This is a genomic window from Nocardioides sp. NBC_00368, assembly GCF_036090055.1.
Classification (GTDB): domain Bacteria; phylum Actinomycetota; class Actinomycetes; order Propionibacteriales; family Nocardioidaceae; genus Nocardioides.
On record NZ_CP107970.1, the window covers coordinates 5,010,543 to 5,035,045 of the forward strand.

25 protein-coding genes are annotated in these 24,503 nt (G+C 69.7%); 15 read left to right on the forward strand and 10 right to left on the reverse strand.

The genetic code is table 11. The annotated features are described in order from the left end of the window. Positions 1-185 precede the first annotated feature (185 nt). Together OG984_RS23880 and OG984_RS23885 are read left to right on the forward strand one after the other, a co-directional pair. Positions 186-908 (forward strand): FadR/GntR family transcriptional regulator, encoded by a 723-nt coding sequence (locus tag OG984_RS23880; RefSeq protein WP_328532386.1) that lies wholly within the window; start codon positions 186-188, stop codon positions 906-908. Beyond that, complete coding sequence (locus OG984_RS23885) at positions 905-1,564, forward strand: cache domain-containing protein (RefSeq protein ID WP_328528669.1); 660 nt, start codon at positions 905-907, stop codon at positions 1,562-1,564. The genes OG984_RS23880 and OG984_RS23885 overlap by 4 nt, the downstream gene beginning before the upstream one ends. Here OG984_RS23885 and OG984_RS23890 read toward each other — a convergent pair. Further along, a complete protein-coding gene (locus OG984_RS23890; RefSeq protein ID WP_328528670.1) occupies positions 1,561-3,033 on the reverse strand; it encodes a DHA2 family efflux MFS transporter permease subunit in 1,473 nt (490 codons plus the stop codon). The genes OG984_RS23885 and OG984_RS23890 overlap by 4 nt on opposite strands. A gap of 58 nt (positions 3,034-3,091) precedes the next feature. Here OG984_RS23890 and OG984_RS23895 point away from each other — a divergent pair, with 58 nt between their 5' ends. The 4 genes from OG984_RS23895 (at position 3,092) to OG984_RS23910 (ending at position 7,534) form a co-directional block, all read left to right on the forward strand. Then, a complete protein-coding gene (locus OG984_RS23895; RefSeq protein ID WP_328528671.1) occupies positions 3,092-3,505 on the forward strand; it encodes a DUF3151 domain-containing protein in 414 nt (137 codons plus the stop codon). 108 nt (positions 3,506-3,613) lie between these two features. After that, entirely contained in the window at positions 3,614-5,086 is a 1,473-nt protein-coding gene (lysS, locus tag OG984_RS23900) for a lysine--tRNA ligase (protein ID WP_328532387.1), read from the forward strand. 27 nt (positions 5,087-5,113) lie between these two features. Then, entirely contained in the window at positions 5,114-6,094 is a 981-nt protein-coding gene (locus tag OG984_RS23905) for a helix-turn-helix transcriptional regulator (protein ID WP_328528672.1), read from the forward strand. A 156-nt stretch (positions 6,095-6,250) separates the two neighbouring features. Then, the gene (locus OG984_RS23910) at positions 6,251-7,534 is read left to right on the forward strand and encodes an adenylosuccinate synthase (protein ID WP_328528673.1); all 1,284 of its coding nucleotides are present in this window, start codon (positions 6,251-6,253) and stop codon (positions 7,532-7,534) included. Between the two features lie 40 nt (positions 7,535-7,574). Here the strand turns inward: OG984_RS23910 and OG984_RS23915 are convergent, their stop codons facing one another. The 3 genes from OG984_RS23915 to OG984_RS23925 form a co-directional block, all read right to left on the reverse strand. After that, on the reverse strand, positions 7,575-7,865 hold the full coding sequence (locus OG984_RS23915) for a hypothetical protein (protein ID WP_328528674.1): 291 nt from the start codon (positions 7,863-7,865) through the stop codon (positions 7,575-7,577). Between the two features lie 22 nt (positions 7,866-7,887). Next, the gene (gene purD / locus OG984_RS23920) at positions 7,888-9,189 is read right to left on the reverse strand and encodes a phosphoribosylamine--glycine ligase (RefSeq protein WP_328528675.1); all 1,302 of its coding nucleotides are present in this window, start codon (positions 9,187-9,189) and stop codon (positions 7,888-7,890) included. Between the two features lie 77 nt (positions 9,190-9,266). Continuing rightward, on the reverse strand, positions 9,267-10,481 hold the full coding sequence (locus OG984_RS23925) for a DUF4032 domain-containing protein (protein ID WP_328528676.1): 1,215 nt from the start codon (positions 10,479-10,481) through the stop codon (positions 9,267-9,269). Between the two features lie 54 nt (positions 10,482-10,535). Between OG984_RS23925 and purB the strand changes: the two genes are divergently transcribed. The 3 genes from purB to OG984_RS23940 are packed head-to-tail and all read left to right on the forward strand — an operon-like array spanning position 10,536 to position 13,300. Next, positions 10,536-11,951, forward strand: coding sequence for an adenylosuccinate lyase (gene purB / locus OG984_RS23930; protein ID WP_442941016.1), 1,416 nt, complete (start codon positions 10,536-10,538; stop codon positions 11,949-11,951). A 5-nt stretch (positions 11,952-11,956) separates the two neighbouring features. Next, on the forward strand, positions 11,957-12,361 hold the full coding sequence (locus OG984_RS23935) for an NUDIX hydrolase (RefSeq protein ID WP_328528678.1): 405 nt from the start codon (positions 11,957-11,959) through the stop codon (positions 12,359-12,361). Positions 12,362-12,400: 39 nt separating this feature from the next. Then, positions 12,401-13,300 carry an oxygenase MpaB family protein gene (locus OG984_RS23940; RefSeq protein WP_328528679.1) on the forward strand — a complete coding sequence of 300 codons (900 nt, stop codon included), beginning with the start codon at positions 12,401-12,403 and terminating at the stop codon, positions 13,298-13,300. 8 nt (positions 13,301-13,308) lie between these two features. On the opposite strand, the gene OG984_RS23945 is transcribed toward OG984_RS23940, so the two are convergent. Next, positions 13,309-13,626 carry an antibiotic biosynthesis monooxygenase family protein gene (locus OG984_RS23945; RefSeq protein ID WP_328528680.1) on the reverse strand — a complete coding sequence of 106 codons (318 nt, stop codon included), beginning with the start codon at positions 13,624-13,626 and terminating at the stop codon, positions 13,309-13,311. A 57-nt stretch (positions 13,627-13,683) separates the two neighbouring features. On the opposite strand from OG984_RS23945, the gene OG984_RS23950 reads away from it, so the two are divergent. Next, positions 13,684-14,259, forward strand: coding sequence for an antibiotic biosynthesis monooxygenase (locus OG984_RS23950; RefSeq protein ID WP_328528681.1), 576 nt, complete (start codon positions 13,684-13,686; stop codon positions 14,257-14,259). 107 nt (positions 14,260-14,366) lie between these two features. After that, positions 14,367-15,341, forward strand: a complete 975-nt coding sequence (locus OG984_RS23955; RefSeq protein ID WP_328528435.1) for an IS481 family transposase — start codon at positions 14,367-14,369, stop codon at positions 15,339-15,341. 13 nt (positions 15,342-15,354) lie between these two features. Here OG984_RS23955 and OG984_RS23960 read toward each other — a convergent pair whose 3' ends face one another. Then, the gene (locus tag OG984_RS23960; protein WP_328528682.1) at positions 15,355-15,687 is read right to left on the reverse strand and encodes an ArsR/SmtB family transcription factor; all 333 of its coding nucleotides are present in this window, start codon (positions 15,685-15,687) and stop codon (positions 15,355-15,357) included. Positions 15,688-15,756: 69 nt separating this feature from the next. On the opposite strand from OG984_RS23960, the gene OG984_RS23965 reads away from it, so the two are divergent. Then, positions 15,757-16,980 carry an MFS transporter gene (locus OG984_RS23965; protein WP_328528683.1) on the forward strand — a complete coding sequence of 408 codons (1,224 nt, stop codon included), beginning with the start codon at positions 15,757-15,759 and terminating at the stop codon, positions 16,978-16,980. A 16-nt stretch (positions 16,981-16,996) separates the two neighbouring features. Here OG984_RS23965 and OG984_RS23970 read toward each other — a convergent pair whose 3' ends face one another. Together OG984_RS23970 and OG984_RS23975 are read right to left on the reverse strand one after the other, a co-directional pair. Next, the gene (locus OG984_RS23970; RefSeq protein ID WP_328528684.1) at positions 16,997-17,605 is read right to left on the reverse strand and encodes a nucleoside deaminase; all 609 of its coding nucleotides are present in this window, start codon (positions 17,603-17,605) and stop codon (positions 16,997-16,999) included. Beyond that, positions 17,605-18,201: a hypothetical protein gene (locus OG984_RS23975; RefSeq protein WP_328528685.1), complete on the reverse strand. Its 597-nt coding sequence runs from the start codon at positions 18,199-18,201 to the stop codon at positions 17,605-17,607. The genes OG984_RS23970 and OG984_RS23975 overlap by 1 nt, the downstream gene beginning before the upstream one ends. 55 nt (positions 18,202-18,256) lie before the next feature. On the opposite strand from OG984_RS23975, the gene OG984_RS23980 reads away from it, so the two are divergent. Both OG984_RS23980 and OG984_RS23985 read left to right on the forward strand, forming a co-directional pair. Then, positions 18,257-19,165, forward strand: coding sequence for a phosphoribosylaminoimidazolesuccinocarboxamide synthase (locus OG984_RS23980; protein ID WP_328528686.1), 909 nt, complete (start codon positions 18,257-18,259; stop codon positions 19,163-19,165). A gap of 116 nt (positions 19,166-19,281) precedes the next feature. Then, positions 19,282-20,844, forward strand: coding sequence for a long-chain-fatty-acid--CoA ligase (locus OG984_RS23985; protein ID WP_328528687.1), 1,563 nt, complete (start codon positions 19,282-19,284; stop codon positions 20,842-20,844). 73 nt (positions 20,845-20,917) lie between these two features. Here the strand turns inward: OG984_RS23985 and OG984_RS23990 are convergent, their stop codons facing one another. After that, entirely contained in the window at positions 20,918-22,510 is a 1,593-nt protein-coding gene (locus tag OG984_RS23990; protein WP_328528688.1) for an MFS transporter, read from the reverse strand. A 95-nt stretch (positions 22,511-22,605) separates the two neighbouring features. Between OG984_RS23990 and OG984_RS23995 the strand changes: the two genes are divergently transcribed. Then, positions 22,606-23,235 (forward strand): helix-turn-helix domain-containing protein, encoded by a 630-nt coding sequence (locus OG984_RS23995; RefSeq protein WP_328528689.1) that lies wholly within the window; start codon positions 22,606-22,608, stop codon positions 23,233-23,235. Here OG984_RS23995 and OG984_RS24000 read toward each other — a convergent pair. Beyond that, positions 23,232-24,452, reverse strand: coding sequence for an MFS transporter (locus OG984_RS24000; RefSeq protein ID WP_328528690.1), 1,221 nt, complete (start codon positions 24,450-24,452; stop codon positions 23,232-23,234). The genes OG984_RS23995 and OG984_RS24000 overlap by 4 nt on opposite strands. Positions 24,453-24,503 lie beyond the last annotated feature (51 nt).

Sequence of the window (24,503 nt, forward strand, 5' to 3'; positions counted from 1 at the left end):
ACGATCTTGGGTGACCGACACCAATACTGCGTCAGTCGTGCGCACAGGTTAGGCATAGAAACGCCCAAGGATCCAGATAGTTAAGACGAAATTCATGAACTTCCTGTGCCGATTCGAACAAAATCGAACAGATCTGAGGGGCCGAATCATCTGGAGCCATACATTAGAATTCAGGTGTGCGTGTGATGACCTCCCGAGCCCGTGCGGCCATCTTCGCCCCCATCGGCGACGAGGGCAGGGCGGCGCGTGTCGAGAACCGGCTCGCCGAGGCGATCCGCTCCGGCGTGCTCGCGCACGGCGAGCGGCTCCCGAGCGAGCCGGAGCTCGCCCAGATGCTCGGCGTCGCCACGGTCACGGCACGAGAGGCGCTGGTGGCACTGCGCGCCAAGGGCCTGGTGGTGACGACCCGTGGGCGTGGCGGTGGCTCGTTCGTACGTGCCCCGAAGAGCGCCGACCTGGTCGAGGACCGGCTCGCCGCGATGTCACGGATCGAGCTGCGTGACCGGGCCACCGTCTATCAGGTGGTGCTCACCGGGTGCGCGGAGATCGCGGCGGAGCGTACCGATCCTGACGAGGTCGAGGACCTGCGTGACCTGCTGATCCCGCTCAACGTCAGCGACGTGGCCCGCTGGCGCAGCGCGGACAGCGAGCTCTACCTGTCGGTGGCCGCCCTGACCCAGTCGGCCCGGATGACGCGCGAGGTGGTGCGCCAGGAGGCCGACTTCGGCGCCCTGCTCCGGATCCCGCTCGACGAGCCGGGCTTCCGGGAGGCGACGGCGAGCAGGCATCAGGAGCTTGTCGATGCCCTGGCATCGGGGGATGCTGTCAGGGCCCGGGAGAGCGTACGTGAGCATGTCGCTCACTCCCTTGAACGCTTGGCTGAGATCCATGAGGCGGTGCGACGATGACGAAGACGATGACTCCCCTCGACTGTGTGGCCCAGGTCGAGCAGCACTTCGGGCCGATCGTGACCGAGCTCGAGCGCGTACGCAGCGAGGTGGCTGCCCTCTTCGAGGCCGGCCCGGTCACCAGCGCGTCCCTGCGCGAGCGGCTCGAGCCCGGGTCCCTGGAGTTCCTGCGCAACCCCAATCTCGTCGGGGGCGGCTTCGTGGTGGCGCCGGGAGTGCTGAGCGACCGGCGGCTCTACCTCGTCTGGTGGCAGGGCGAGGAACGTGACTTCCTCGGCGACGCCGACGCCCCGGCGACGGGCGAGGCGATCGACTACACCCGTCAGCCCTGGTACCGCACCCCGGAGCGCACGGGCGAGCTCACGCTCGTCGGGCCGTACGTCGACTTCGTCTGCACCGACGAGTACGTCATGACCACGACGATGCCCGTCTACGCCGGCGGCCGCATGGTCGGCGTCGCGGGGGCCGACACCCTGGTCGAGACGCTCGAGACGATGCTCCTGCCCGGGCTGCGCGAGGCCGGCGCGACGCTGGTGAACGGCCACGGCAAGGCGATCGTCTCGGCCGACCCGCAGCTGGCCACCGGCGACCCGCTCACCACCGCCCGCGACATGATCCCGTGCCGGGGCCTGCCGCTCTCCGTCGCCCTGTCCTAGGCGGGCGGCTTCACCAGGTGACGCGGGGTGGTGAAGAAGAGCACCGCCACGAAGCCGACCGCCAGCGCGACCGCCGGCAGCAACGTCGCCTCGGCCATCGCCTGGGAGAACCTCTCGGCGACCTCCGCGGGCAGCTGGGCACCGGCGCCGCCCGCGGTCTCCGCGCTCGCGTCCAGCCCGTTGGCGGTGATCCGGGCGTCCATGAGCACGGCGATGGCGGCGGAGCCGACCACGGACCCGACCGTCCGGGTGGCGTTGTAGACACCCGACCCGGCTCCGGCCTGTAGCGGCGGCAGGTTGCGGGTGGCGGCCGCCGCCAGCGGCGCCCACACGAACGCCATCCCGAGCCCGAGCAGGCCCATCGGGACGAGGAGCTCCCAGACCGCCGAGCCCGGCGTCATCGGCCCGGTGAGCCAGAAGATGGCCACGGCGCAGCAGAAGAAGCCGAAGCTGGTGAGCCAGCGGGGGTGGACCTTGTCGTTGATCCGGCCGACCACCGGCGCGAGCACCAGCGACACCGCGGCCATCGGCACCATCAGCAGCGACGCCTCGAGCGCGTCGTAGCCGCGGACGATCTGGGCGTAGAGCATCAGCGGGAAGCCCATCGTCGTGGCCGCCATCCCCATGCAGGTGATCGCGATGTTGGCGACGGAGAAGTTGCGGTCGCCGAAGAGGCCCAACGGCAGCAGCGGCTCCTGCTTGTTGCGCGCCTCCCACAGCACGAACAGACCCAGCACGGCTACTCCGCCGATCACCAGCGCCCAGATCAGCCCGTCCCAGCCGCGCTGCTCGCCGTCCTGGAGGCCGAAGACCAGGCCGAACATGCCGATCCCGCTCAGCGCGACGCCGAGCCAGTCGAACACGTGCGGGTGGGTCGGCAGCAGCGGGACCAGCCGCCAGTTGAGGACGAGCGCGACCACGCCGACGGGGATGTTGATGAAGAAGATCCACTCCCAGCCACCGAGGTCGACGAGCACGCCGCCGAGGATCGGGCCGACCAGCGTCGCGATGCCCGCGGTCGCGCCCCACAGCGCCATCGCCGCACCGCGCCGGTCGGCCGGGAAGATCCGGGTGATCACCGCCATCGTCTGCGGCGTCATCATCGACGCACCGACGCCCTGCACCGCGCGGGCGATGATCAGCATCGTGATGTCGTCGGCGAGCCCGCACCACAGCGACGCGAGGGTGAAGATCGCCAGGCCGCCGAGATAGAGCCACTTCGGCCCGAACCGGTCGCCGAGACGCCCCATGATCAGCACCGGGACGGCGTAGGTGAGCAGGTAGGCGCTGGTCACCCACAGCACGTCGTTGGTGCTCGCCTCGAGGTCCCTCATGATGTCCGGCGTCGCGACGGTCACGATCGTCATGTCGACGAGGATCATGAAGAAGCCGATGCACAGCGCGGCCAGGCTGCGCCAGGGATGCTCCACGGTGCTGCCCGGCGCCTGCGACGCGGTCGTCTCGGTCATGGCCACAGTCAACACCCGACCACCGACGGTTTCGGGGGTCGCGGGCACAATGGTTCGCATGACGCACCAGGACCTGATGGCCGGACCGCCACCGACCCACCTCCCCGCCGACCCCGCGACCGACGACCTGGCCGCCGGGACGGAGCCCGCCGAGGTCGTACGCCGCCACCCGGCCTCGCCCGCGGCCTGGGCCGCGCTCGCCACGGCCGCCAAGGAGGCCGGCGCCGAGGACGTGACCGTCTACGCCTACGCCCGCGTCGGTTACCACCGCTCGCTCGACATGCTCCGCCGCAACGGCTGGAAGGGCCACGGCCCGGTGCCGTGGGAGCACGAGCCCAACCGCGGCTTCCTGACCAGCCTGGCCCTCCTCGCCGAGCAGGCCAAGGCGATCGGCGAGACCGACGAGTGGGAGCGTTGCAGCGAGTTCCTCCGCGACAGCAGCCCGACGGCGTACGACACCCTGCTCGGCTGAATTACCGAATCGCGTCGGACCAGCGATTTCGCCTAGCCTTGCCCTGTGACTGAGCAGACCACCAACGCGCCAGACGCCCCCGAGGTTCAGCAGAGCCTCAACGAGCAGATGCTGGTCCGGCGCGAGAAGCGCGAGCGCCTGCTGGCCGAGGGCAAGAAGGCGTACGCCATCGAGGTCGGCCGCACGCACACGCTCGCCGAGGTGCGCGAGGCCTACGAGGACAAGCTCGAGGCCGGCGAGGAGACCCAGGACGTGGTCACCGTCGCCGGTCGGGTCATGTTCGTCCGCAACACCGGCAAGCTGGCCTTCGCGACCCTCCAGGAGGGTGTCGGCACCCGCCTCCAGGTGATGCTCTCGCTCGCCGAGGTGGGCGAGGAGGCGCTGGCGGAGTGGAAGAGCCTGGTCGACCTCGGTGACCACGTCGCCGTCACCGGCCGGGTGATCTCCTCGCGGCGCGGCGAGCTCTCCATCATGGCCTCGAGCTGGCAGATGGCGGCCAAGGCGCTGCGTCCGCTGCCAGTGCTCCACAAGGAGCTCTCCGAGGAGTCCCGGGTCCGGCAGCGCTACGCCGACCTGATCGTGCGCCAGGAGGCGCGCGACATGGTGCGCACGCGGGCGAAGATCACCCAGGCGATCCGTCGCTGCCTGGAGGACGACGGCTACCTCGAGGTCGAGACGCCGGTCCTGCAGCTCATCCACGGTGGTGCGCACGCGCGGCCGTTCAACACCCACATGAACGCGTTCGACCAGCCGATGACGCTGCGCATCGCGCTCGAGCTCAACCTCAAGAAGGCCGTCGTCGGCGGCATCGACAAGGTCTACGAGATCGGCCGGATCTTCCGCAACGAGGGCGTCGACTCCACCCACAGCCCCGAGTTCACGATGATCGAGGCCTACCAGGCCTACGGCGACCAGTTCACGATCGCGGAGCAGATCCGCCGGATGTATCTCGCCGCGGCCGACGCGGTGGGCTCGCGCCAGGTGGTCTCGACAAGCTCGACCACCGGTGAGGAAGTCGTCATCGACCTCGACGGCGAGTGGAAGTGGCTGCCGGTCTACGAGGGTGTCTCCGAGGCCGTCGGCGTCGAGGTCACGCCCGACACCGACGTCGACACGCTCAAGGCGCTCGCCGACAAGCACGACGTCGAGCTCGACCCGGCCTGGGACGCCGGCAAGATCGTCATGGAGCTGTGTGGCGAGCTGGTCGAGCCCAACCTGATCCAGCCCACCTTCCTGTGCGACTTCCCGGCGATCGCCCAGCCGCTGGCACGGATCAACGACGAGGAGCCGGGCAAGGTGCTCGCCTGGGACCTGATCATCGGTGGTGTCGAGCGCGGCACCGGCTTCACCGAGCTGATCGACCCGGTCGTGCAGCGCGAGGTGCTCACGGCCCAGTCCCTGCTCGCCGCCGGCGGCGACCCCGAGGCGATGCAGCTCGACGAGGACTTCCTGCGGGCGCTGGAGTACGGCGCTCCGCCGATGGGCGGCCTCGGGCTCGGTCTGGACCGGGCGATCATGCTCTTCACCGGTGCCGGAATCCGCGAGACGATCCTCTTCCCGCTGCTCAAGCCGGAGGCATGACACTTATCTGGCATTAGAGTGCCAGGTATGGAGAACGGCCAGTCGGAGACGCTGATGACCGCGCTCGGGTTCGACCCGGGTGCGGCACAGCTCTACAGTCGCCTCCTCCCGCTCACCGGATGGCCGTGCATGGCGGTGGCGGCGACGCTGTCCACCTCCGAGGGCGAGCTGAAGGAGGAGGCCGCGCCCCTGATCGAGAGCGGCGTCATCAGCTGCGGTGAGACGTTGACCGTGCTGAGTCCTCCCGCGGTGGTCGCCCACATGCTGGAGCGAGCCGCGACCAGGGCCCAGGACGCCCACGACCACCTGCTCAAGATCTCCCAGTCGGTGCCGTACGTCGCGGGCACGGCCGCACGGCTCCCGGCCACGATCGGTGAGGAGCGCCCGATCGACGGTGAGGTGGTCGCGACCGAGTTCACGCCGGAGACCTTCGAGCGCCTGGTCTCGGCCACCTCGGGCGACATGATGTGGCTGCGCCCGGCGGTGACCATGCACCCCTCGGAGATGCGGTTCATCTCGGTCATCGAGTCGACGATCAGGTCGGGTCGCCGGTGCCGCGGGATCTACCCGGTTGCGGCTTTGAGGAACTCGCGCGACGTGCTGCGGATGCGGGTCGAGATCGGGGAGGAGATCCGGATCCTGCCGAGCGTCCCCACTCACCTGATGGTCGTCGGCAGCACCCATGCGATGTTCCCGGACCCGCTCGGCCCGGTGGAGCAGCCGCTGATCAACGTACGCCAGCGGGGCATCGTCGAGGTGGTGACCAGCTACTTCGAGGAGCTGTGGCGCCGCGCCCTCCCGGCGGCCGAGCTCGAGGACCTGCCGACCGCGGAGCGTCGTCTGCTGCTCGCCGAGCTGGCCAGCGGAGCCCAGGACGAACAGATCGCCCGGAGGCTGGGTGTCTCGTTGCGTACGGTCCGGCGGCGGGTCGCCGAACTGCTCGAAGACCTCGGCGCGACCTCCCGGTTCGAGGCGGGTGTCGAGGCCGCACGGCGAGCCTGGCTGTGACGTACGGGCCGGTATTTGCTAGCGTGTGGTCGCAAGAGCCCTGGTCTTGCCAGGGTTTTTTGCTTTCTGTAGATGGATCGAGCACACACTAGATATTGGTGCGTTGAGCAGCCGGGTACGCCCGGAGGGACTCCGTCCGGAGCGAAGGAGCAACACATGCCCGCGATCACGATCATCGGCGCCCAGTGGGGCGACGAAGGCAAGGGCAAGGCGACCGACCTTCTCGGTGAGCACGTCGACTACGTCGTGAAGTTCAACGGCGGCAACAACGCCGGCCACACGGTGGTCATCGGCAAGGAGAAGTACGCCCTCCACCTGCTGCCCAGCGGCATCCTGACCGCCGGCGTGACGCCGGTGATCGGCAACGGGGTCGTCGTCGACCTCGCGGTCCTCTTCGAGGAGCTGAGTGGTCTGGAGGAGCGTGGCGTCGACATCTCCAAGCTGAAGCTGTCGGCCAGCGCCCACGTCATCGCCGACTACAACCGCCAGCTCGACAAGGTCACCGAGCGGTTCCTCGGCTCGCGCAAGATCGGCACCACCGGCCGCGGGATCGGGCCGACCTACGCCGACAAGGTCAACCGCATCGGCATCCGCGTCCAGGACCTCTTCGACGAGTCGATCCTGCGCAGCAAGGTCGAGGGTGCGCTGGAGCTGAAGAACCAGCTGCTCTCCAAGGTCTACAACCGGCGCGGCTTCACCGTCGAGGCGGTCGTCGAGGACCTGCTGTCCTACGCCGACCGGATCGCGCCGATGGTCTGCGACACCGGCCTGCTGCTCAACCAGGCGCTCGACAAGGGCGAGACCGTGCTGCTCGAGGGCGGCCAGGCGACGCTGCTCGACGTCGACCACGGCACCTACCCGTTCGTGACCTCCTCCAACGCGACCTCGGGTGGCGCCTGCACCGGCTCCGGCATCCCGCCGACCCGGATCGACCGGGTGGTCGCGATCGTGAAGGCCTACACCACGCGAGTGGGCGAGGGGCCGTTCCCGACCGAGCTCTTCGACGCCTCCGGCGACTACCTGCGCGACAACGGCCACGAGTTCGGCACCACGACCGGGCGCCCGCGCCGCTGCGGTTGGTACGACGCCGTCATCGCCCGCTACGCCGCCCGCGTCAACGGCGTCACCGACTTCGTCCTCACCAAGCTCGACGTGCTCGGCGGTCTCGACGAGATCCCGGTGTGCGTGGCCTACGACGTCGACGGCGTCCGCCACGAGGAGATGCCCGTCAACCAGTCCGACTTCCACCACGCCAAGCCCATCTTCGAGATGCTGCCCGGCTGGAAGGAGGACATCTCCGGGGCGCGGTCGTTCAGCGACCTCCCGGCCAACGCCCAGGCGTACGTGAAGTACGTCGAGGAGATCTCCGGCGCCCCGATGTCGGTCATCGGCGTCGGCCCGGCGCGCGACGAGACGGTCATCATCAACTCGCTGACCTGAGGCCGGGAAGCTGGGAGGGGCCTCGTGGCCACTCCCAGCTTCACAGGTGCGCGCTCGGACGACGGATGGTGACCCGCCCGGCCTTCAGGTCGACACCGCGGGGCGGGTCGTCGCCGTCGGGCGACGGGATCACGTGACCGATGTTGTCCTGGTCCTTCAGCTCTCGCGCGGCGCGGGCGTTGCCGGGATCGAAGACGTCGATGGAGCTGCCCAGGCCGTCGCCGAGCCCGGAGGAGACGCCGCGCCGCGAGGAGCGAAGGGCTTTGTTGCAGGCCGCGATCATCAGGCCGAGCACGACAACGACGGCGACGCCGAACACGACCCAGGTCATGTCCGGCAGGCTACGCCGATGCTCAAAGCAGCGAGGCGCCCTCGACGACGCCGAGCGGCTCGGCCGCGATGTCGGAGCGCCGCTGGAGGCCGTCGAAGGTGATCAGGTCGGCGGCTGCGTACGCCCGCGAGCGTGCGTCGTCGATGTCGTAGCCCTTCGCGCGGACCGCCAGGACACGGCCGCCCGCGGTGACCAGGTGGCGGTGGTCGGGCTCCTCCGGAGTGGAGGCGTCGACGATCGCGGTGCCGGCGTGGATCACGTCCACGTCGTTGATCGAGTTGGCGTTGCCGACACCGGTGATGACGTCGCCCTTCGAGGAGGACTCGGGATAGCCGGCCGAGGCCAGCACGACCGTCACCGACGCGCCGTCGGAGAAGGTCGGCGCCTCGACGGTGTCCAGCGCGCCGGTGGCCGCCGCGAACAGCAGGTCGCCGAGCGAGGACTCCAGGAGCGCGAGCACCGGCTGCGAGTCGGGGTCGCCGAAGCGGCAGTTGAACTCGATCACCTTCGGGCCCTTGGCGGTCAGCGAGAGCCCGACGTAGAGGCATCCGACGAAGGGCGCGCCGCGCTTCTCCATCTCGGCCAGGGTCGGCTGGACGACGGTCGCCAGCACGACGTCGGCCAGGTCGGGCTGTGCCCACGGCAGCGGCGAGTAGGCACCCATCCCGCCGGTGTTGCCGCCCTTGCCGCCGTCGAAGATCCGCTTGAAGTCCTGCGCCGGCTGCAGCGCGTAGGCACGCGTGCCGTCGCAGATCGCGAACAGGGATACCTCGGGGCCGTCGAGGAACTCCTCGATGACGACCCGTTCGCAGGCGGCCGCGTGGGCAAGTGCCTCCTCGCGATCACGCGTCACCACGACGCCCTTGCCGGCGGCGAGAGCGTCGTCCTTGACGACGTACGGAGCACCGAACTCGTCCAGCGCGGCAGCCGCCTCCTCGGCTCCGGTGGTCGAGCCTGTCGAGACCACCCGCGAGCCCGCGGTCGGGACGCCGGCCGCGGACATCACGTCCTTGGAGAAGGCCTTCGATCCCTCGAGCTGCGCGGCAGCCTCCGACGGCCCGAAGACGGCGATCCCCGCCTCACGAACCGCGTCGGCGACCCCGGCCACCAGCGGCGCCTCGGGCCCGACGACGACCAGGTCGGCTCCCAGCTCGCCCGCCAGCGAGGCGATCGCGGGACCGGACATGATGTCCACCTCCCGCAGCGTGGCGAACTCCGCGATCCCGGGGTTGCCGGGCGCGGCGTACACCTCGTTCCCCTCCTGGGAGAGCTTCAGAGCGAGCGCGTGCTCACGACCACCAGTGCCAACGACGAGGATCCTCACGGGCCCACCTTATGCTGCGACGAGGTTGTGAACCCGAGCGTGGTCCACAGGTCGCTCTCGCCTTCACCACGCGGAGGTCAGTCCTCAGCCGGTGGGGTCACCGCCTCGTCGGGGCGGTGCTGGATGACGTCCTCGTAATAGGACTCGGCGGCGTTGATGAGCTTGACCCACTCCCCGGCGAACTGGGAGAGCACCCAGCGGTGCTCGAGGATCTCGTGGAACATCTGCGCCGGGGTGAGCTTCGCGGCGGCGCCGGGCGGGCGCATGGCGACGATGGGCTCGTAGATCTCGCGCAGCCAGCGGCTCGCGGCGACCTCGATCGGCAGGTCGCCGAGCTCGCGGGTGGCGCGGTAGGCGGAGATGTCGTTGAGGATCCGCCGCGCCTGGGCGTCCTGGACGTCGAGCCCGGTCAGCGTACGCAGCTCGCGGCGGTGGTGACCCAGCTCGACCACCCGCGGCCGCAACGCCACCGTGTCGCCGTCCTCGCTGGTGGTGATGTCGAGCTCCTCGACGTCGAAGCCGAGGTCGTGGAGGCGCTCGATGCGCTGCTCGATGTGCCACATCTCCTCGGCCGAGAAGACCTGCTCCTCGGTGAGCTCGCGCCACAGCGCGTCGTAGCGGCTCTGCAGCCGCTCGACGATCGCGTCGATCGGGAAGGCCTCCGGCAGCGACTCGCTCGCCTGCAGGTCGAGGAGCTCGCCGTAGATGTTCTGGTAGGCGACCTCGAGGTCGTACTCGCGGAGCCGGTCGGAGAGCTCGGGCTTCAGCTCACCGGTCTCGGCATCGACCAGATAGGCGGCGAAGCCGGCCGCGTCGCGGACGAAGAGGACGTTCGACAAGGACACGTCGCCCCAGTAGAAGCCGGCCAGGTGGAGGCGTACGAGGAGGACGACGAGGGCGTCGATCAGGCTGGGGAGCCGGTCGGCGGCCAGGCCCCGCTCGAACAGCGCGCGGTAGGGGAGCGAGTAGGTGAGGTGCTCGGTCATCAGTGCGGCGTTGAGATCGTTGCCGTCGTGGTCCTTGCGGCCGGTGACGACGCTCTTGGCGACGACCGTCGGCAGACCGAGCCGTTGCAGCTCGCGCAGCATGTTGTACTCCCGCCGGGCGATGTCGGCCTGGGTCTCCTTGACCGCGTAGACGTGGTTGCGCACCCGCACGATGCGTACGACGTGACGGCTCAGGCCCCGCGTCAGCGGCACCACGACGTCGTCCGGCCAGTCCTCCAGGGCCCGTGACCAGGGCAGGGTGTAGATCGCCGGGTCGGGCCGGCTGGCGAGGATCTGCAGAGCCATACCGCCACGTTAGTGGGGTGGAGCATCGGACATGGGAGAATGTCCGCCGTGACTGTGGTGCCCAACGTCCTCGCCAACCGCTATGCCGCTGCCGACCTCGCCGGGATCTGGAGTCCCGAGCACAAGATCGTGCTGGAGCGCCAGCTCTGGATCGCGGTGCTCAAGGCTCAGAAGGATCTCGGCATCGACGTCCCCGACGGGGTCGTGGAGGCGTACGAGAAGGTCGTCGAGGAGGTCGACCTCGACTCGATCGCGGCCCGTGAGCGGGTGACCCGCCACGACGTGAAGGCGCGGATCGAGGAGTTCGCCGCGCTGGCCGGCCACGAGCACATCCACAAGGGCATGACCTCGCGGGACCTGACCGAGAACGTCGAGCAGCTCCAGGTCCTCTCGAGTCTGAAGATGATCCGCGACCGTGCCGTCGCCACGTTGGCGCGCCTGGCGCGGCTCGCGACCGAGCACGAGACCACCGTCATGGCCGGGCGCAGCCACAACGTCGCGGCCCAGGCGACGACGCTCGGCAAGCGGTTCGCGACCGTCGCCGACGAGATGCTCGTCGGCCTCCAGCGGGTCGAGGAGCTCATCGCCCGCTACCCGCTGCGCGGGATCAAGGGCCCGATGGGCACCGCTCAGGACATGCTCGACCTGCTCGACGGTGACGCGAGCAAGCTCGCCGCCCTCGAGGAGCGGGTCGCGGCCCACCTCGGCTTCGAGAACGTCTTCACCAGCGTCGGCCAGGTCTACCCGCGCTCGCTCGACTTCGACGCGGTCTCGGCGCTGGTCCAGCTGGTCTCCGGCCCCTCCAACCTCTCGACCACGATCCGGCTGATGGCCGGCAACGAGCTGGTCACCGAGGGCTTCAAGGAGGGCCAGGTCGGCTCGAGCGCGATGCCGCACAAGATGAACTCGCGCTCCACCGAGCGGGTCAACGGCCTCTCGGTCGTGCTGCGCGGCTACCTCTCGATGATCTCCGAGCTGGCCGGCGACCAGTGGAACGAGGGCGACGTCTCCGACTCGGTCGTGCGCCGCGTCGCGCTCCCCGACGCCTTCTTCGCCGCCGACGGTCTCTTCCAGACCTTCCTGACGGTCCTCGACGAGTTCGGCGCCTTCCCCGCCGTGATCCAGCGCGAGCTCGACCGCTACCTGCCGTTCCTGGCCACCACCAAGGTCCTGATGGCCGCCGTCCGCAACGGCGTCGGCCGCGAGGAGGCCCACGAGGCGATCAAGGAGGCCGCCGTCGGCACCGCGCTGTCGATGCGCAAGGGGCAGGCCGAGAACGACGTCTTCGCCAAGCTCGGCGCCGACCCGCGCCTCGGCCTGACCGAGGACCAGATCCAGTCGCTCGTCGCCGAGCCGATCGAGTTCACCGGAGCCGCCGTCGCGCAGGTCCAGGAGGTCGTACGCCGCGTGGAGGCCGTCACCGCCGCGCACCCGGAGGCCGCCGCCTACGTGCCGGGCGAGATCCTCTGAGCCCGGTGACGGGGCCGGTGATCACCGTCGCGGCGGTCGTCTTCCGCGACGGCGGCGGCCGGATGCTGAGCGTCCGGAAGAACGGCACCACGAGCTTCATGCTGCCCGGCGGCAAGCTGGAGCCGGGGGAGTCGGCCGCGGAGGCGGCCGTGCGGGAGGTCGCGGAGGAGCTCGGCGTACGCCTTCGGGTCGAGGAGCTCGTGCTGCTGGGTGAGTTCGAGGCCGATGCCGCCAACGAGCCTGGGCACCTGGTGCGTTCGACGGTCTTCACGTGGGCCGGCGAGGTGACGCCGGACGCGGCGGCCGAGATCGCGGAGCTGCGCTGGGCGACGCTGACCGAGATCACCGGCGGGGCCGACTTCGCCCCGCTGACCAGGGAGCACGTCGTCCCGGCCCTCCAGCCGGCCTGATCCCCGGCGGCCCCGCCGGAACGGTGGGAGACTGGTGGTATGTCCGGGTACTTCGCCGACGACTCGATGGTCGTGCGTGCGATGCGTCAGCGGGTGGTCGGCCTCACCTGGGGGCAGCGGGCGCTGGTGATCGGCGGGCTCCACCCACGGCTCTTCGTGGGAACCGCGCAGCACACCGCGCACCGGGAGACGCCCTACACCCGGCTCGCGCTGACCGCCCGGCTGATGGAGACGGTCTTCCTCGGCACCGAGGAGGAGGCCGACCGGGCGCTGGCCTTCACCGCGCGCCGCCATGTGCCGGTCGACGGGACGATGGCGGTCGACGGCGGACCGGCTCATCCGGCGGGTGCGCACTACTCCGCCACCGACCCCGGGCTGATGTGGTGGACGGCGGCCTTCGCGCTCGACTCGGTCGAGTTCATGTACGACGCGCTGGTCCGCCCGCTGCTCCCTGACGAGCGCGAGGAGCTCTTCGACGGCTTCGTGATTTGGGCCTGCCTCTTCGGCATGCCCGCCTCGGCAGCGCCGGCGTCCTATCCGGACTTCCGCCGCCGCTTCGACGCCTGGCTCTCCTCGGACGAGCCGTATCTCGTCGACGAGGCGCGCCTGGTCGGACGCCACATCGCCGGCACCGCCGGCTACCACCTCCCCGGCGGGCCACCGACCAACGAGACGCTCCGCACCGTCGTCCAGGGAAGTCTCCCGCCGCTCGTCCGCGAGCACTACGGCATCCCGTGGTCGGCCGCGGCCGAGGCGAGATGGCGGGCCGTACGCACCGCCAGCCGCCTCGCCCACGGTCGCCTCTCGCTCCTCGGGTCCACGCCGTTGCTGCGGGGGAGGAGCGAGCACTTCTACAAGGTCGTCCAGCGGGGTGAGCAGTCCTTGGTGCGCCGAGGCGGGGTCAGCATCCCCGGCGTCTCCGACGTCACCTCGGCCTGAGGACGACGTCAGGCGGGCTTGACGTCCATCACGACCTCGAACTCCAGCAGGTCGGCGCCGGTCGAGACCGGCTTGCGCGGTGCCTCGCCCGGCGGGGTCGCGTGCGCTGCCCGCGCGTCGCCGTCGCGCCAGGCCGCGAAGGACTCCTCGGAGTCCCAGTGGGTGACGACGAAGTAGCGGTCGTCGCCGGCGACCGGGCGCAGCAGCTGGAAGCCGAGGAACCCCGGCGAGTTCTCGACCGCCCCGGCCCGCGCCGCGAACCGCTTCTCGAGCTCCGCGCCTGCACCCTCCGGCACCTGGATTGCATTGATCTTCACCACAGACATGTCGCAAACCTATGCGAGGGCTGGGGATGCGGCGTACGTGCCTGCGACGATGGCGGCATGTCCGAGCCGGTAACCGTGACCATCGCCCGTCGAGTCTCCGTGGAGCGCCGCGACGAGATGGTCGCCTGGATGCAGGCGGGGATCCGGCTGGCCAGCGAGTTCCCGGGTTTCCTGGGCGCTGGCTGGGTGCGGCCGTCACCGGACTCCGACCAGTGGCACCTGCTCTACCGCTTCGACTCCCACGAAACCCTCGGGCGTTGGGACAACAGCCGCCAGCGCGGCTGGTGGCTGGGCGCGGGCGAGCCGTTCGTGGAGGAGACCCGGATCGAGCGGCGCACCGGGATCGAGGGCTGGTTCGACCCGCCCAGCACCTACGACGTCGAGCAGGTCTCCGGTGTCGCCTCGCCGCCACCGCGGTGGAAGCAGACGATCACGATCTTCCTGATGTTCTACCCGGTCAGCCTGCTGGCCAACTGGCTGACCGGACCCTTCGTCGCTGAGTGGGCGCTGCCGTTGAAGGTGCTCGGGGTGATGGTCGTGACGCTGCCGTTCATGACCTACTTCGGCCTGCCGTGGATCACCCGCAACATGGAGTGGTTCCTGCACGGGCGTCCGGCGCCCTGGCGCCGCTAGGTGTACTCGGCCATGAGGTTGGTGACACTCCGGGTCGGTTGTTGACGTAGCGAAGACCTCCGGGTGCGGTGGTTGCTGTCTAGGTCATCCACCGTCCGGAGGTCTTCGTGTCCCACCGTAATGCCCGGCTGAACTTTCGTGGCCGGCAACTCTTGGTCCAGCGAGTCGTCGAGGACGACTGGGCCGTCGCGCACGCAGCCAAGGCCCAAGGCGTCTCGCGCCAGTGCGCGCACCGCTGGATCGCCCGGTTCCGTGCCGAAGGCGAAGCCGGTCTACACGACCGGTCCTCGCGTCCCCACCACTGCCCGAATCAGACACCGGCCGAAGTCGAGGAAGCGATCGTGGTCAAGCGCCACCAAGAGCGCCGCGGCCAGGACTGGCTCGGGCCCGAACTCGGTGTCCCAGCACGGACCGTGGGCCGGGTCCTACGCCGCCACCGCGTCCCGTACCTGCGTGAGTGTGACCCGTTGACCGGGGAGGTCATCCGGGCCTCGAAGACCACCACGGTGCGCTACGAACGCGACCGGCCCGGTGAGCTGGTCCATGTCGACGTCAAGAAGATCGGCAAGATCCCCGACGGCGGCGGCTGGAAGGCCCACGGCCGTCAGATGGGGTCAACCTGGGCCAAGAAACAGGCCCGGATCGGCTACGACTACGTGCACTCGATGGTCGATGACCACTCCCGAGTGGCCTACTCCGAAATCCTGCCCGACGAGAAAGGCCCCACCTGCGCAGGGTTCATCCGCCGGGCCGCCGACTACTTCGCGGCCCACGGCATCACCCGCATCGAGCGGGTCATCACCGACAACCACTTCTCCTACCGCAGATCCAACGACGTGGCTGAGGCGATCACCACGCTGGGAGCCAAGCACAAGTTCATCAAGCCCCATTGCCCCTGGCAGAACGGCAAGGTCGAAAGATACAACCGCACCCTGGCGACCGAGTGGGCCTACCGCCAGGTCTACCTCACCAACACCGACCGAGCCGCCGCGCTTTCCCCATGGCTCGAGTGCTACAACACTGTTCGACGCCACAGCGCACTCGCAGGACTCCCACCGATCAGCCGACTGTCACCAACGTGATGGCCGAGTACAGCTAGGCCTTCGGCTTGCTGTCCTCCGCGGAGAGGACGGCGTCGAGGAGCCCCGGGAACCGGGCGTCGAGATCCTCACGGCGCAGCGAGAGGCGCCGCGCGCGGCCGTTGGGCTCGTTGCGGACCACCCCGGAGGTCCTCAGCACCTTCATCAGGTGCGACTTCGTCGACTTCGGCACGTTCGGGTTGCTGAGGTGGCACTCGGCCATGTCGAGGGGGCCGTCGACCAGCTGGCGGGCGATCGCGAGGCGCTCGGGGTCGCTGAGCGCGAAGAGCACGGTCGTCAGTGAGAGCTCCGACCGCTCGGGATGCGGAAGGTCCGGGGAAGAACTCATGGTTCGATAATAGTTGCACAGTCGTGGAAAGGCACGTACTCTCCTAAAAGGTTCGAAAAAATTCGAACGATGAATGGAGTGGTGATGTCGGCAGAGGTGATGAGCGCGACGAGGACGGACGTCGTCGCAGGGCGGCGGCTCGGCGCCGGGATGGCCCTCGGGGCGGTGGTGCTGATGATGGCCGGGGCCAGTGCGCCCTCGCCCTTCTATCCCGACCTCCAGGTCGGGCTCGGCCTGCAGCCCTGGGTGATGACGGCGGTCTTCGCCGTCTACGCCGTGGCGCTGCTGGGCACGCTGCTCGTGTTCGGCTCGGTCTCCGACCATGTCGGCCGGCGCCCTGTGGTGACGGTCGGGTTCCTGCTGCTGGCGGGCAGCTTCGCGCTCTTCCGGGGAGCCGATACGGCGGCTTTCCTCTTCGAGGCGCGGATCCTGCAAGGGGTCGCGAGCGGCCTGCTGCTCTCGACGCTGTCGGCCACGGTGGCCGACTTCGAACGACCGTCGCGACCCGGTTCGGCCGCGGTGGTCAACGCCGTCGCGCCGATGGTCGGGCTGGCGCTCGGTGCCGTCGTCGCCGGCGTGGTCCTCCAGGTGAGCGGTGACGCGCGGCTCCTCGTCTTCGATGCCCTCGTCGTCCTGTCCCTGGCCTTGGCGGCAGGCGTCTGGCTCGCCCCCGAGACCGCGCCGCGCCACGAGGGTCTGCTGGCCTCGCTGCGTCCGCGGGTCGCCGTGCCGCCGGGGATCCGGGGGGTGCTGGCCCGCAGTGCCCCGGCGATCTTCGCGGGCTGGGCCACCGGTGGGCTGTTCCTCTCCCTCGGGGCCGCGATCGTACGCAGCGAGCTGGGCGCCACCAGCCACATCCTCCAGGGGCTGGCGATCGGAGCCCTCGCCGGAGCGGGGGCGGTGGCGGCGTACGTGTTCCGCAACCGGTCGGCTCGCGTGACGACGCTCTACGGCACGGCGGCGCTGGCCGGCGGCACCGTGCTCAGCCTGCTCGCCCTGCTGACCGGCTCGGCGGCGGCATACCTCGTCGCCGTGGTCGTGGCCGGCACCGGCTTCGGCACCGCCTTCTTCGGCATCCTGCGCACGATCATGCCGCTTCTCCCCGCCCACGAGCGGGCCGAGGTCTTCGCGGTGATCTTCATCGTGTCCTACCTGGCCTTCGGCATCCCTGCCGTCGTCGCCGGGCTGCTCACGCCGGAGATCGGGCTCGCGGCCACCACCTACGGCTACGGCGCCGTCGTCGTGGTGCTCTCCTCCGTGGCCGGGCTGCTGCGCTGGCGCAGCAACGACTGATCGGCCCGGTGGTCGGTCAGGGGTGGGCGATGGCCCCGCCGCCCTTCCGTTCCTGGTACGCCGCCGAGAGCTCGTCGTAGGTCCGGCTGAGCCGGGCGAGCTGATCGGGGTCGGCGAGCGGGGCGAGGGCGGTGCTGGTGAAGTAGTCGTTGGTGCGGTTGTAGAGGTCGCGTCCCGGGTCGACCTCGTCGCGGTCGGGGTCCGGGACGGCGTAGACGCCCTTGAGGATCGCCAGGTCGTAGGGGATCGCGAAGGAGTCGGCCGAGTCCTGGTGGCTGAAGAGGTAGGCGAACTCGGGGATCCCCGACCAGGCCACGCCCGAGAGGCACAGCGAGCACGGCTCGTGGGTCGCCAGCAGCAGGCAGTCGCCGGGCGCCGGCCGGTCCTCGGCCGGCTGCTCGAAGAACCGCTTGATGGCATGGATCTCCCCGTGCCACAGCGGGTTCTCGGTCTCGTTGTTCGTCTCGGCCGCGATGACGGCCAGGTCCGACCGGCGCAGGATCGCGGCACCGAAGATCTTGTTGCCCGCGGCCACGCCGGCGCGGGTCAGCGGGACGATCTCCTGCTCGATCACCTCCAGCAGGTGGCGTACGTCCGCCTCGTCGAACCGGCCGGGCAACGCCATCAGATCAGGGCCTCGCCGCCGTGGGTGGCCAGTTTGCGGGCGACCTCGGCGAGGTCGGCGCGCCAGAGCTCCGCGGGGCCGGGCGGAAGGATGTCGTCCCAGTCGGGCGAGAAGCTGCCGCGTACCGAGAGCAGGTCCTTCGGGCGGGCCAGGAACCACATGTGCAGGTGCTCGGCGCCGTCGCCGATGCGCATCGCATGGCAGCGGCCGATGTTGGGCAGGCTCTCGATGATCCGGACGAGCCGGACGGTGAGGACACCGAACTCGGCCGCCTGGTGCTCGTCGAGATCGGGCAGATCGTAGTGCTCGAGCGGCTCGAGGATCACCACCAGCGGGAGGCCGGACTGCTTCAGGTGCTTCACCCGCCAGCTCTCGTCCTGCCAGATCACGCCGGGCAGATCGGTGCCGCACAGGTCGCAGTCGACGCCATCCTCGCCCGAGCGCGGCTCCTCGGGAGCGGGCGGGACGAGCGGCTTGGGTGCGATCTCCCCGTCGCGTACGACCCACGGGAAGACGTCCCACTCGGTCACGCTCGGGGCGGGCAGGTCACCGCCGGCCTGGACGCGGGCGTAGATCTGATCAGCTGTCTCGGCCATGGCTCGAAACTCTGCCACAGCGGGCCCGCGGCCGCCCATCTCTTAGGCTGATCCCGTGGCTGAACTCAACATCCCGCCGGCGCCGGCGATCCCGGGCGCGAAGCACCTCCACTCCGGCAAGGTGCGCGACCTCTACGAGCTGGAGGAGGGTCCGTACGCGGGCCAGCTCCTGATGGTCGCCAGCGACCGCATCTCGGCCTTCGACCACGTCTTCGACACGGTCATCCCGGACAAGGGCGAGATCCTCACGAAGCTGTCGCTGTGGTGGTTCGAGCAGTTCGAGGACCTGGTGCCGACCCACGTCCTCTCGACCGACGTCCCGGCGTCCGTCGAAGGCCGGGCGGTGGTCGCGCAGAAGCTCCACATGCTGCCGGTCGAGTGCGTCGCGCGCGGCTACCTGACCGGCTCGGGCCTGCGTGAGTACGAGGCCACCGGCGAGGTCTGCGGCATCCGCCTCCCGGTCGGCCTGGTCGACGGCTCCCGGCTGACCCCGCCGATCTTCACCCCGGCGACGAAGGCCGAGCTCGGCGACCACGACGAGAACGTCACCTACGAGTACGTCTCCAGGCTGATCGGCGAGGACGACGCCGCCGCGGTGCGCCGGCTGACGCTTGCCGTCTACCAGCGCGCCGACGAGATCGCCCGCGGCTGCGGACTGATCCTGGCCGACACCAAGTTCGAGTTCGGCGTACGCCAGGACGACCTCGGCATCCGCACGATCGTGCTCGCCGACGAGGTGCTCACCCCGGACTCCTCCCGCTACTGGGACGCGAGCCAGTGGCACCCGGGCAGCGCGATCCCCAGCTTCGACAAGGACGTGATCCGCCGTTGGCTGCTCTCGCCCGAGTCCGGCTGGGACCGGGCCGCCGGTGGTCCGCCGCCGGAACTGCCCGAGGAGATCGTCGCGCGCACGCGGGCGAAGTACGTCGAGGCGTACGAGAAGCTCACCGGCCACCGCTTCTGACGAGCGGCAGGCAAAGTTTCGCAGGACACGTGTCGCACTAAAATCGAGACTCTGTTTCCTGGGGTCCTACTTGCGGGTAGGTTGTGACGCGTAACACGCACACCACTGGAGGCCATGTGTCCACGTACAACCTCGCTTCGCTGCTCGAAGACTCCGCGGCGAACTATCCCGAGCGCACCGCGATCGTGCTGGGTGACATCCGTCTGAACTACGCCCAGGTCAACGGAGCCGCCAACCAGGTCGCGAACCTGCTGGCGAGCAAGGGCATCGGCGCGGGCGACCGGGTCGCTCTGATGAGCCCGAACCTGCCCTACTTCACGATGGTCTACTTCGGCATCCTCAAGGCCGGGGCCACCGTGGTGCCGCTCAACGTGCTGCTCAAGGGGCGCGAGGTGGCCTACCACCTCCAGGACTCGGACGCGAAGGCCCTCTTCGCCTTCGAGGGCACGCCGGAGCTCGCCATCGGTGCCGAGGCGCACGCGGGCGCGCAGGAGGCCGGGATCGGGAACTTCTTCCTGATCACCGCCGACCCGACCGCAGCGTCGCCGATCGAGGGCGTCACCACCCTCGGCCAGGGCATCGGCGCCCAGCCGCCGACCTTCGACACCGTGGCCACCGACGAGGACGACACCGCGGTCATCCTCTACACCTCCGGCACCACCGGGCAGCCCAAGGGCGCCGAGCTGCGTCACCGCAACATGCGTGACAACGCGCTGGCCGGCGCCGAGCTCTTCGGTGCCTCCGCCGACCGGCCCGACACCTATCTGGCCGTGCTGCCGCTCTTCCACGCCTTCGGCCAGACGGTCGTGCAGAACGGCGCGATCGCCTTCGGCGGCACCGTCGTGCTGCTGCCCCGCTTCGACGCGGCGGCCGCGCTCGCCACGATGCTCAAGGAGAGCGTGAGCTTCTTCGCCGGCGTCCCGACGATGTACTGGGGGCTCCTCGGTGCCCTCTCCGAGGACATCGACGTGGCCACCCTCGCCAAGAACCTGCGCGTCGCCGCCGCCGGTGGCTCGGCCCTCCCGGTCGAGATCCACAAGGAGTTCGAGAAGCGCTTCGGCGTGACCATCCTCGAGGGCTACGGCCTCTCCGAGACCTCCCCGGTGGCCTCCTTCTCGGAGTACGGCCAGCCCGTACGCCCCGGCTCGATCGGCATCCCGATCCCCGGCGTCGAAATGAAGCTCATCGAGCCCGCCTCCTGGGACGAGATCGAGTGGACCCCCGACGCGATCGGCGAGATCGCGATCAAGGGCCACAACATCTTCAAGGGTTACTACAACCGCCCCGAGGCGACCGCCGAGGTGCTCACCGAGGACGGCTGGTTCCGCTCCGGTGACCTCGCCAAGCGCGACGAGGACGGCTGGTACTACATCGTCGACCGCGCCAAGGAGCTCATCATCCGCGGTGGCTTCAATGTCTACCCGCGTGAGATCGAAGAGGTCCTGCTCACCCACCCGGCGGTCTCGCTGGCCGCCGTCATCGGGGTCCCGCACGACTCCCACGGTGAGGAGATCAAGGCCGTCCTCGTGCTCAAGCCCGGTGCCTCCGCCACCCCGGAGGAGATCGTCGACTGGAGCAAGGAGCAGATGGCGGCCTACAAGTACCCGCGCATCGTCGAGATCGTCGACGCCCTGCCGATGACCGCCACCGGCAAGATCCTCAAGCGCGAGCTCAAGTAGCACAGCTCGTACGCCGGCAGCAGCCGTAGCCCGAAGGTCGCAGTCACTCGGTGGCTGCGACCTTCGGCATGTATCACCGATGAGCCTCGGGGACACCGTCAGCTGGCTCGGCGGCACGCTGAGGCCCACGGGCAAGGACATAGGCGAACAGGATGGCCATCACTGCGGCTCCGGCCCACATCGCGTCCTGCCACCCCGCGACGAATGACTCCTGTGCTGCACGGACCACGGCGGGGGCCTGGTCGCCGGCGCCACCGGCGGCGGCGATGGCGTTCGCGACGCCCTCGCGGGCGGTGTCCGCGACGTCGTTCGGAACTCCATCGAGGTGATCGTCGATCGCGCCCTGGTAGCCGGCGGACAGAACGGCTCCGAGGAGGGCGATGCCCAGCGCGGTACCGAGCTCGCGGGTCACGTCGTTGAGGGCGGACGCGACGCCTTGACGTTCGCGAGGCAGTGATCCGGTGATCGCCTCGGTGGACGGCGTCATGGACAGGCCCATGCCGAGGCCCATGGCGAGCATGCCGGGCAGGACCGCGAGGTAGCCACCGTCGACGGAGACCAGGCTGGCCATGAGGGCGAGCCCGGTGCCGACAAGGAGGATGCCGGTAGCCATGGTGGCCCGTGCTCCGATGCGGGCGGCGACCTGCGGGGCGAGGCCGGAGGCGAGCATCATCAGCAACGCCATCGGCATCATCGCCAACGTGGCGCGCAGTGCTGACCACCCGAGCACTGCCTGGAGGAACGGGAACAGCACCACGAAGATCCCGGCCTGCACGCCGAAGACCACCAGCAGCGCGACCGATCCGCTGGCCAGACTCCGCTCGCCGAAGAGCCGGACGTCGAGCAGGGGTGCCATCTGGCGCAGTTCCCAGGCGACGAACGCGACGGCGGCGATGATGCCACCGATGAGGCCGATCATGGTCGCAGGTTCGGTCCAGCCGTGCACCGGACCCTCGTGGAGGGCGAAGATCAGCCCGAGTACGGCGAGGACGGAGGTGGCCGACCCCACGGTGTCGAACCCGTGCTCGGTGCGCTCGCGTGAGTTGGGCACCGACCGCACGATCATCGCGACCGCAACCAGAACGAGCGCGACCGGCAGGGCGAAGAGCCAGCGCCAGGTGGCGACGTCGACGAGCAGCGCGGAGAGGTACATGCCGAGGATTCCGCCACCGCCGGCGACGCCGGTCCACACGCCGATTCCCTTGGCGCGCTCCTCCTCGGGGAAGGTCGAGGTGATCACTGCGAGCGTGACCGGCATGATCATGGCTGCGCCCACCCCGGAGAGGAATCGTGAGGCGAGCATCATCTCCGAGGAGGTGGCCAGCCCGGCTGCCAGGTTTGCGGTACCGAAGACCAGGAGACCGGCGAGCAACACCGGTTTGCGGCCGATCCGGTCACCGAGGGCACCCAGTGGCAGTAGCAGCGCGGCGAGGCTGATCGTGTAGAGGTTGATGAACCACAGCACGGTGCTCTGCGAGGCGTCGAACTCGACGGCCAGATCGGGCTGTGCCACGTTGAGGCCCGTGACCGAGGCGATGACTGCCATCAGCGCGATGCAGACCGCGATCAGGATCGCGCGGCGCTGCCGCGCGTCATGAATGGTCGGGTCACCTTCCTCGACTGGGTCGCCTGGACCGGTGCTGACGATCGGTGGATTGGTGCTCAATGGACTTCCTTTCAGATCCTGCTTGTCGCTGGATTCGATGGTCCGGAGTCCTGTGCGGATTCGCAAACGTTGTTGCCGAATGGCAATCTGTGAGCATGGACGACTCGACCGATCGCACTCTCGACGCGGTGGGGCCGCGACTGAAGCAGCTGCGCCAACGTCGCGACATCACCCTCAGTCACCTGGCTGAAGAGACCGGAATCTCGACCAGCACGCTGTCCCGGCTCGAGGCCGGCCTGCGCCGACCCACCCTGGAACAGCTGCTCCCTCTGGCGCGGGCCTATGGCGTCACCCTCGACGACCTCGTCGATGCGCCACCAACCGGCAACCCGCGCATCAACCTGCGACCCATCCCCTGCGCGGACGGCTCCATGATCCTGCCGCTGACCCGGAGGCCGGGAGGCATTCAGGCCTACAAGTTCGTCCTTCCCGCCGGTCGCGACGATGCTCACCCGGACTTGCGTACCCACGAGGGATACGACTGGGTGTACGTCCTCAACGGCAGGCTCCGGCTTGTCCTGGGCGAGCACGACCTGATCCTCGAGCCCGGCGAGGCAGCGGAGTTCGACACCCGCACGCCGCACTGGTTCGCAGCCACCAGCTCGGGGCCGGTGGAGTACCTCAGCTTGATCGGCAAACAAGGGGAACGCGCTCACGTCCGGGCCGCGCCCAAAGCTCGTCAAGGCGCGGCGAGCGTCGACAATCAGCCGGCCCGCGACGCCTAGCTCGTCCGGAAGGTGAGCATCGGCCGAGAGGTGAGGCCGACGGCGACCAGGGCGAGCAGGCAGGTGAGGCCACCGCTGACCAGGGCGAACGGGCCCGAGGTGAGTTGGGCGACGGCGCCGCCGCGGAGGTTGCCGACCTCCGGCCCGCCGGCCCCGACGATCATCTCGATCGCGGCTGTCCGGCCGCGCAGGTCGTCGGGCACCGCGAGCTGGATCAGGGTGCCACGGGTGACCACGCTGACCGAGTCGGCCGCGCCCGCGACGGCGAGCAGGGCGAGGCAGAGCCACGGTGAGGTGGCCAGCCCGACGGCACCCAGGCTGAGGCCCCACACGGCGGCGGCGCCGATGGTGATCACACCCGGCCTGCTGCGCCGGGTGAACGAGCCCGAGACAAGGGAGGCCGCGACCCCGCCGACCGCGATCGCGGTCAGGAACAGCCCGAGCGTACGTGGGTCGCCGCCGAACCGGGCCTCGTTGATCAGCGGGAACAGGCTCACCGGCATGGCCAGGACGGTGGCCGCGAGATCGACGAGCAGCACGCCGCGTACGACCGGCTGGGTCGCCGCGAAGCGCAGCCCTTCGAGGACTCCGCCGCCGCTCGTCCTGGTGGCGGGAGCGAGGGCTGGGAGGCCGAGCACGCCGAGGAAGCCGGCGGCGAAGGAGACGGCGTCGACGGCGTACGCGACCTCGAGACCCGCGTAGCCGATGATCAGGCCGCCCAGCGCCGGGCCCAGGAGCATCGACCCCTGGAAGCTCAGCCGGTTGAGAGCCAGCCCGGCCGCGACCTGGTCGGTCGGCAGCAGGCGCGGGATCACGCCCATGCCCGCGGGTGCGGCGATCGAACCGACCGCAGCGAGGAGCGCGACCAGCGCGAGGACGGGCCCGAGCGAGGCGGGGGAGGTGCCGAGCCAGCTGGCCTGGGCGACCAGGAGCAGGCCGAGCATCAGCTGGACGACGGTCGTGACCATCAGGATCGAGCGCCGGTCGGCCCGGTCCGCGACGGAGCCGCCCCAGAGCCCGATGGTGAGCATCGGGACCAGCTGGGCGAGGGCGACGCTGCCGGACCAGAACGGGCTGTGGGTGGACTCCCAGACCTGGTACATGACCGCGACGACCGAGATCTGCCCACCCAGCCCCGAGACCGCCCGCCCGATGAAGAACCGGCGGAAAGCAGGTGACGTACGCAACGGCGTGATGTCGATCAGCAGATGGCGCACGAGGACCGACGGTAAAGCCCGTGACGGCCGAAGACCAACGGTTTAGGTGAG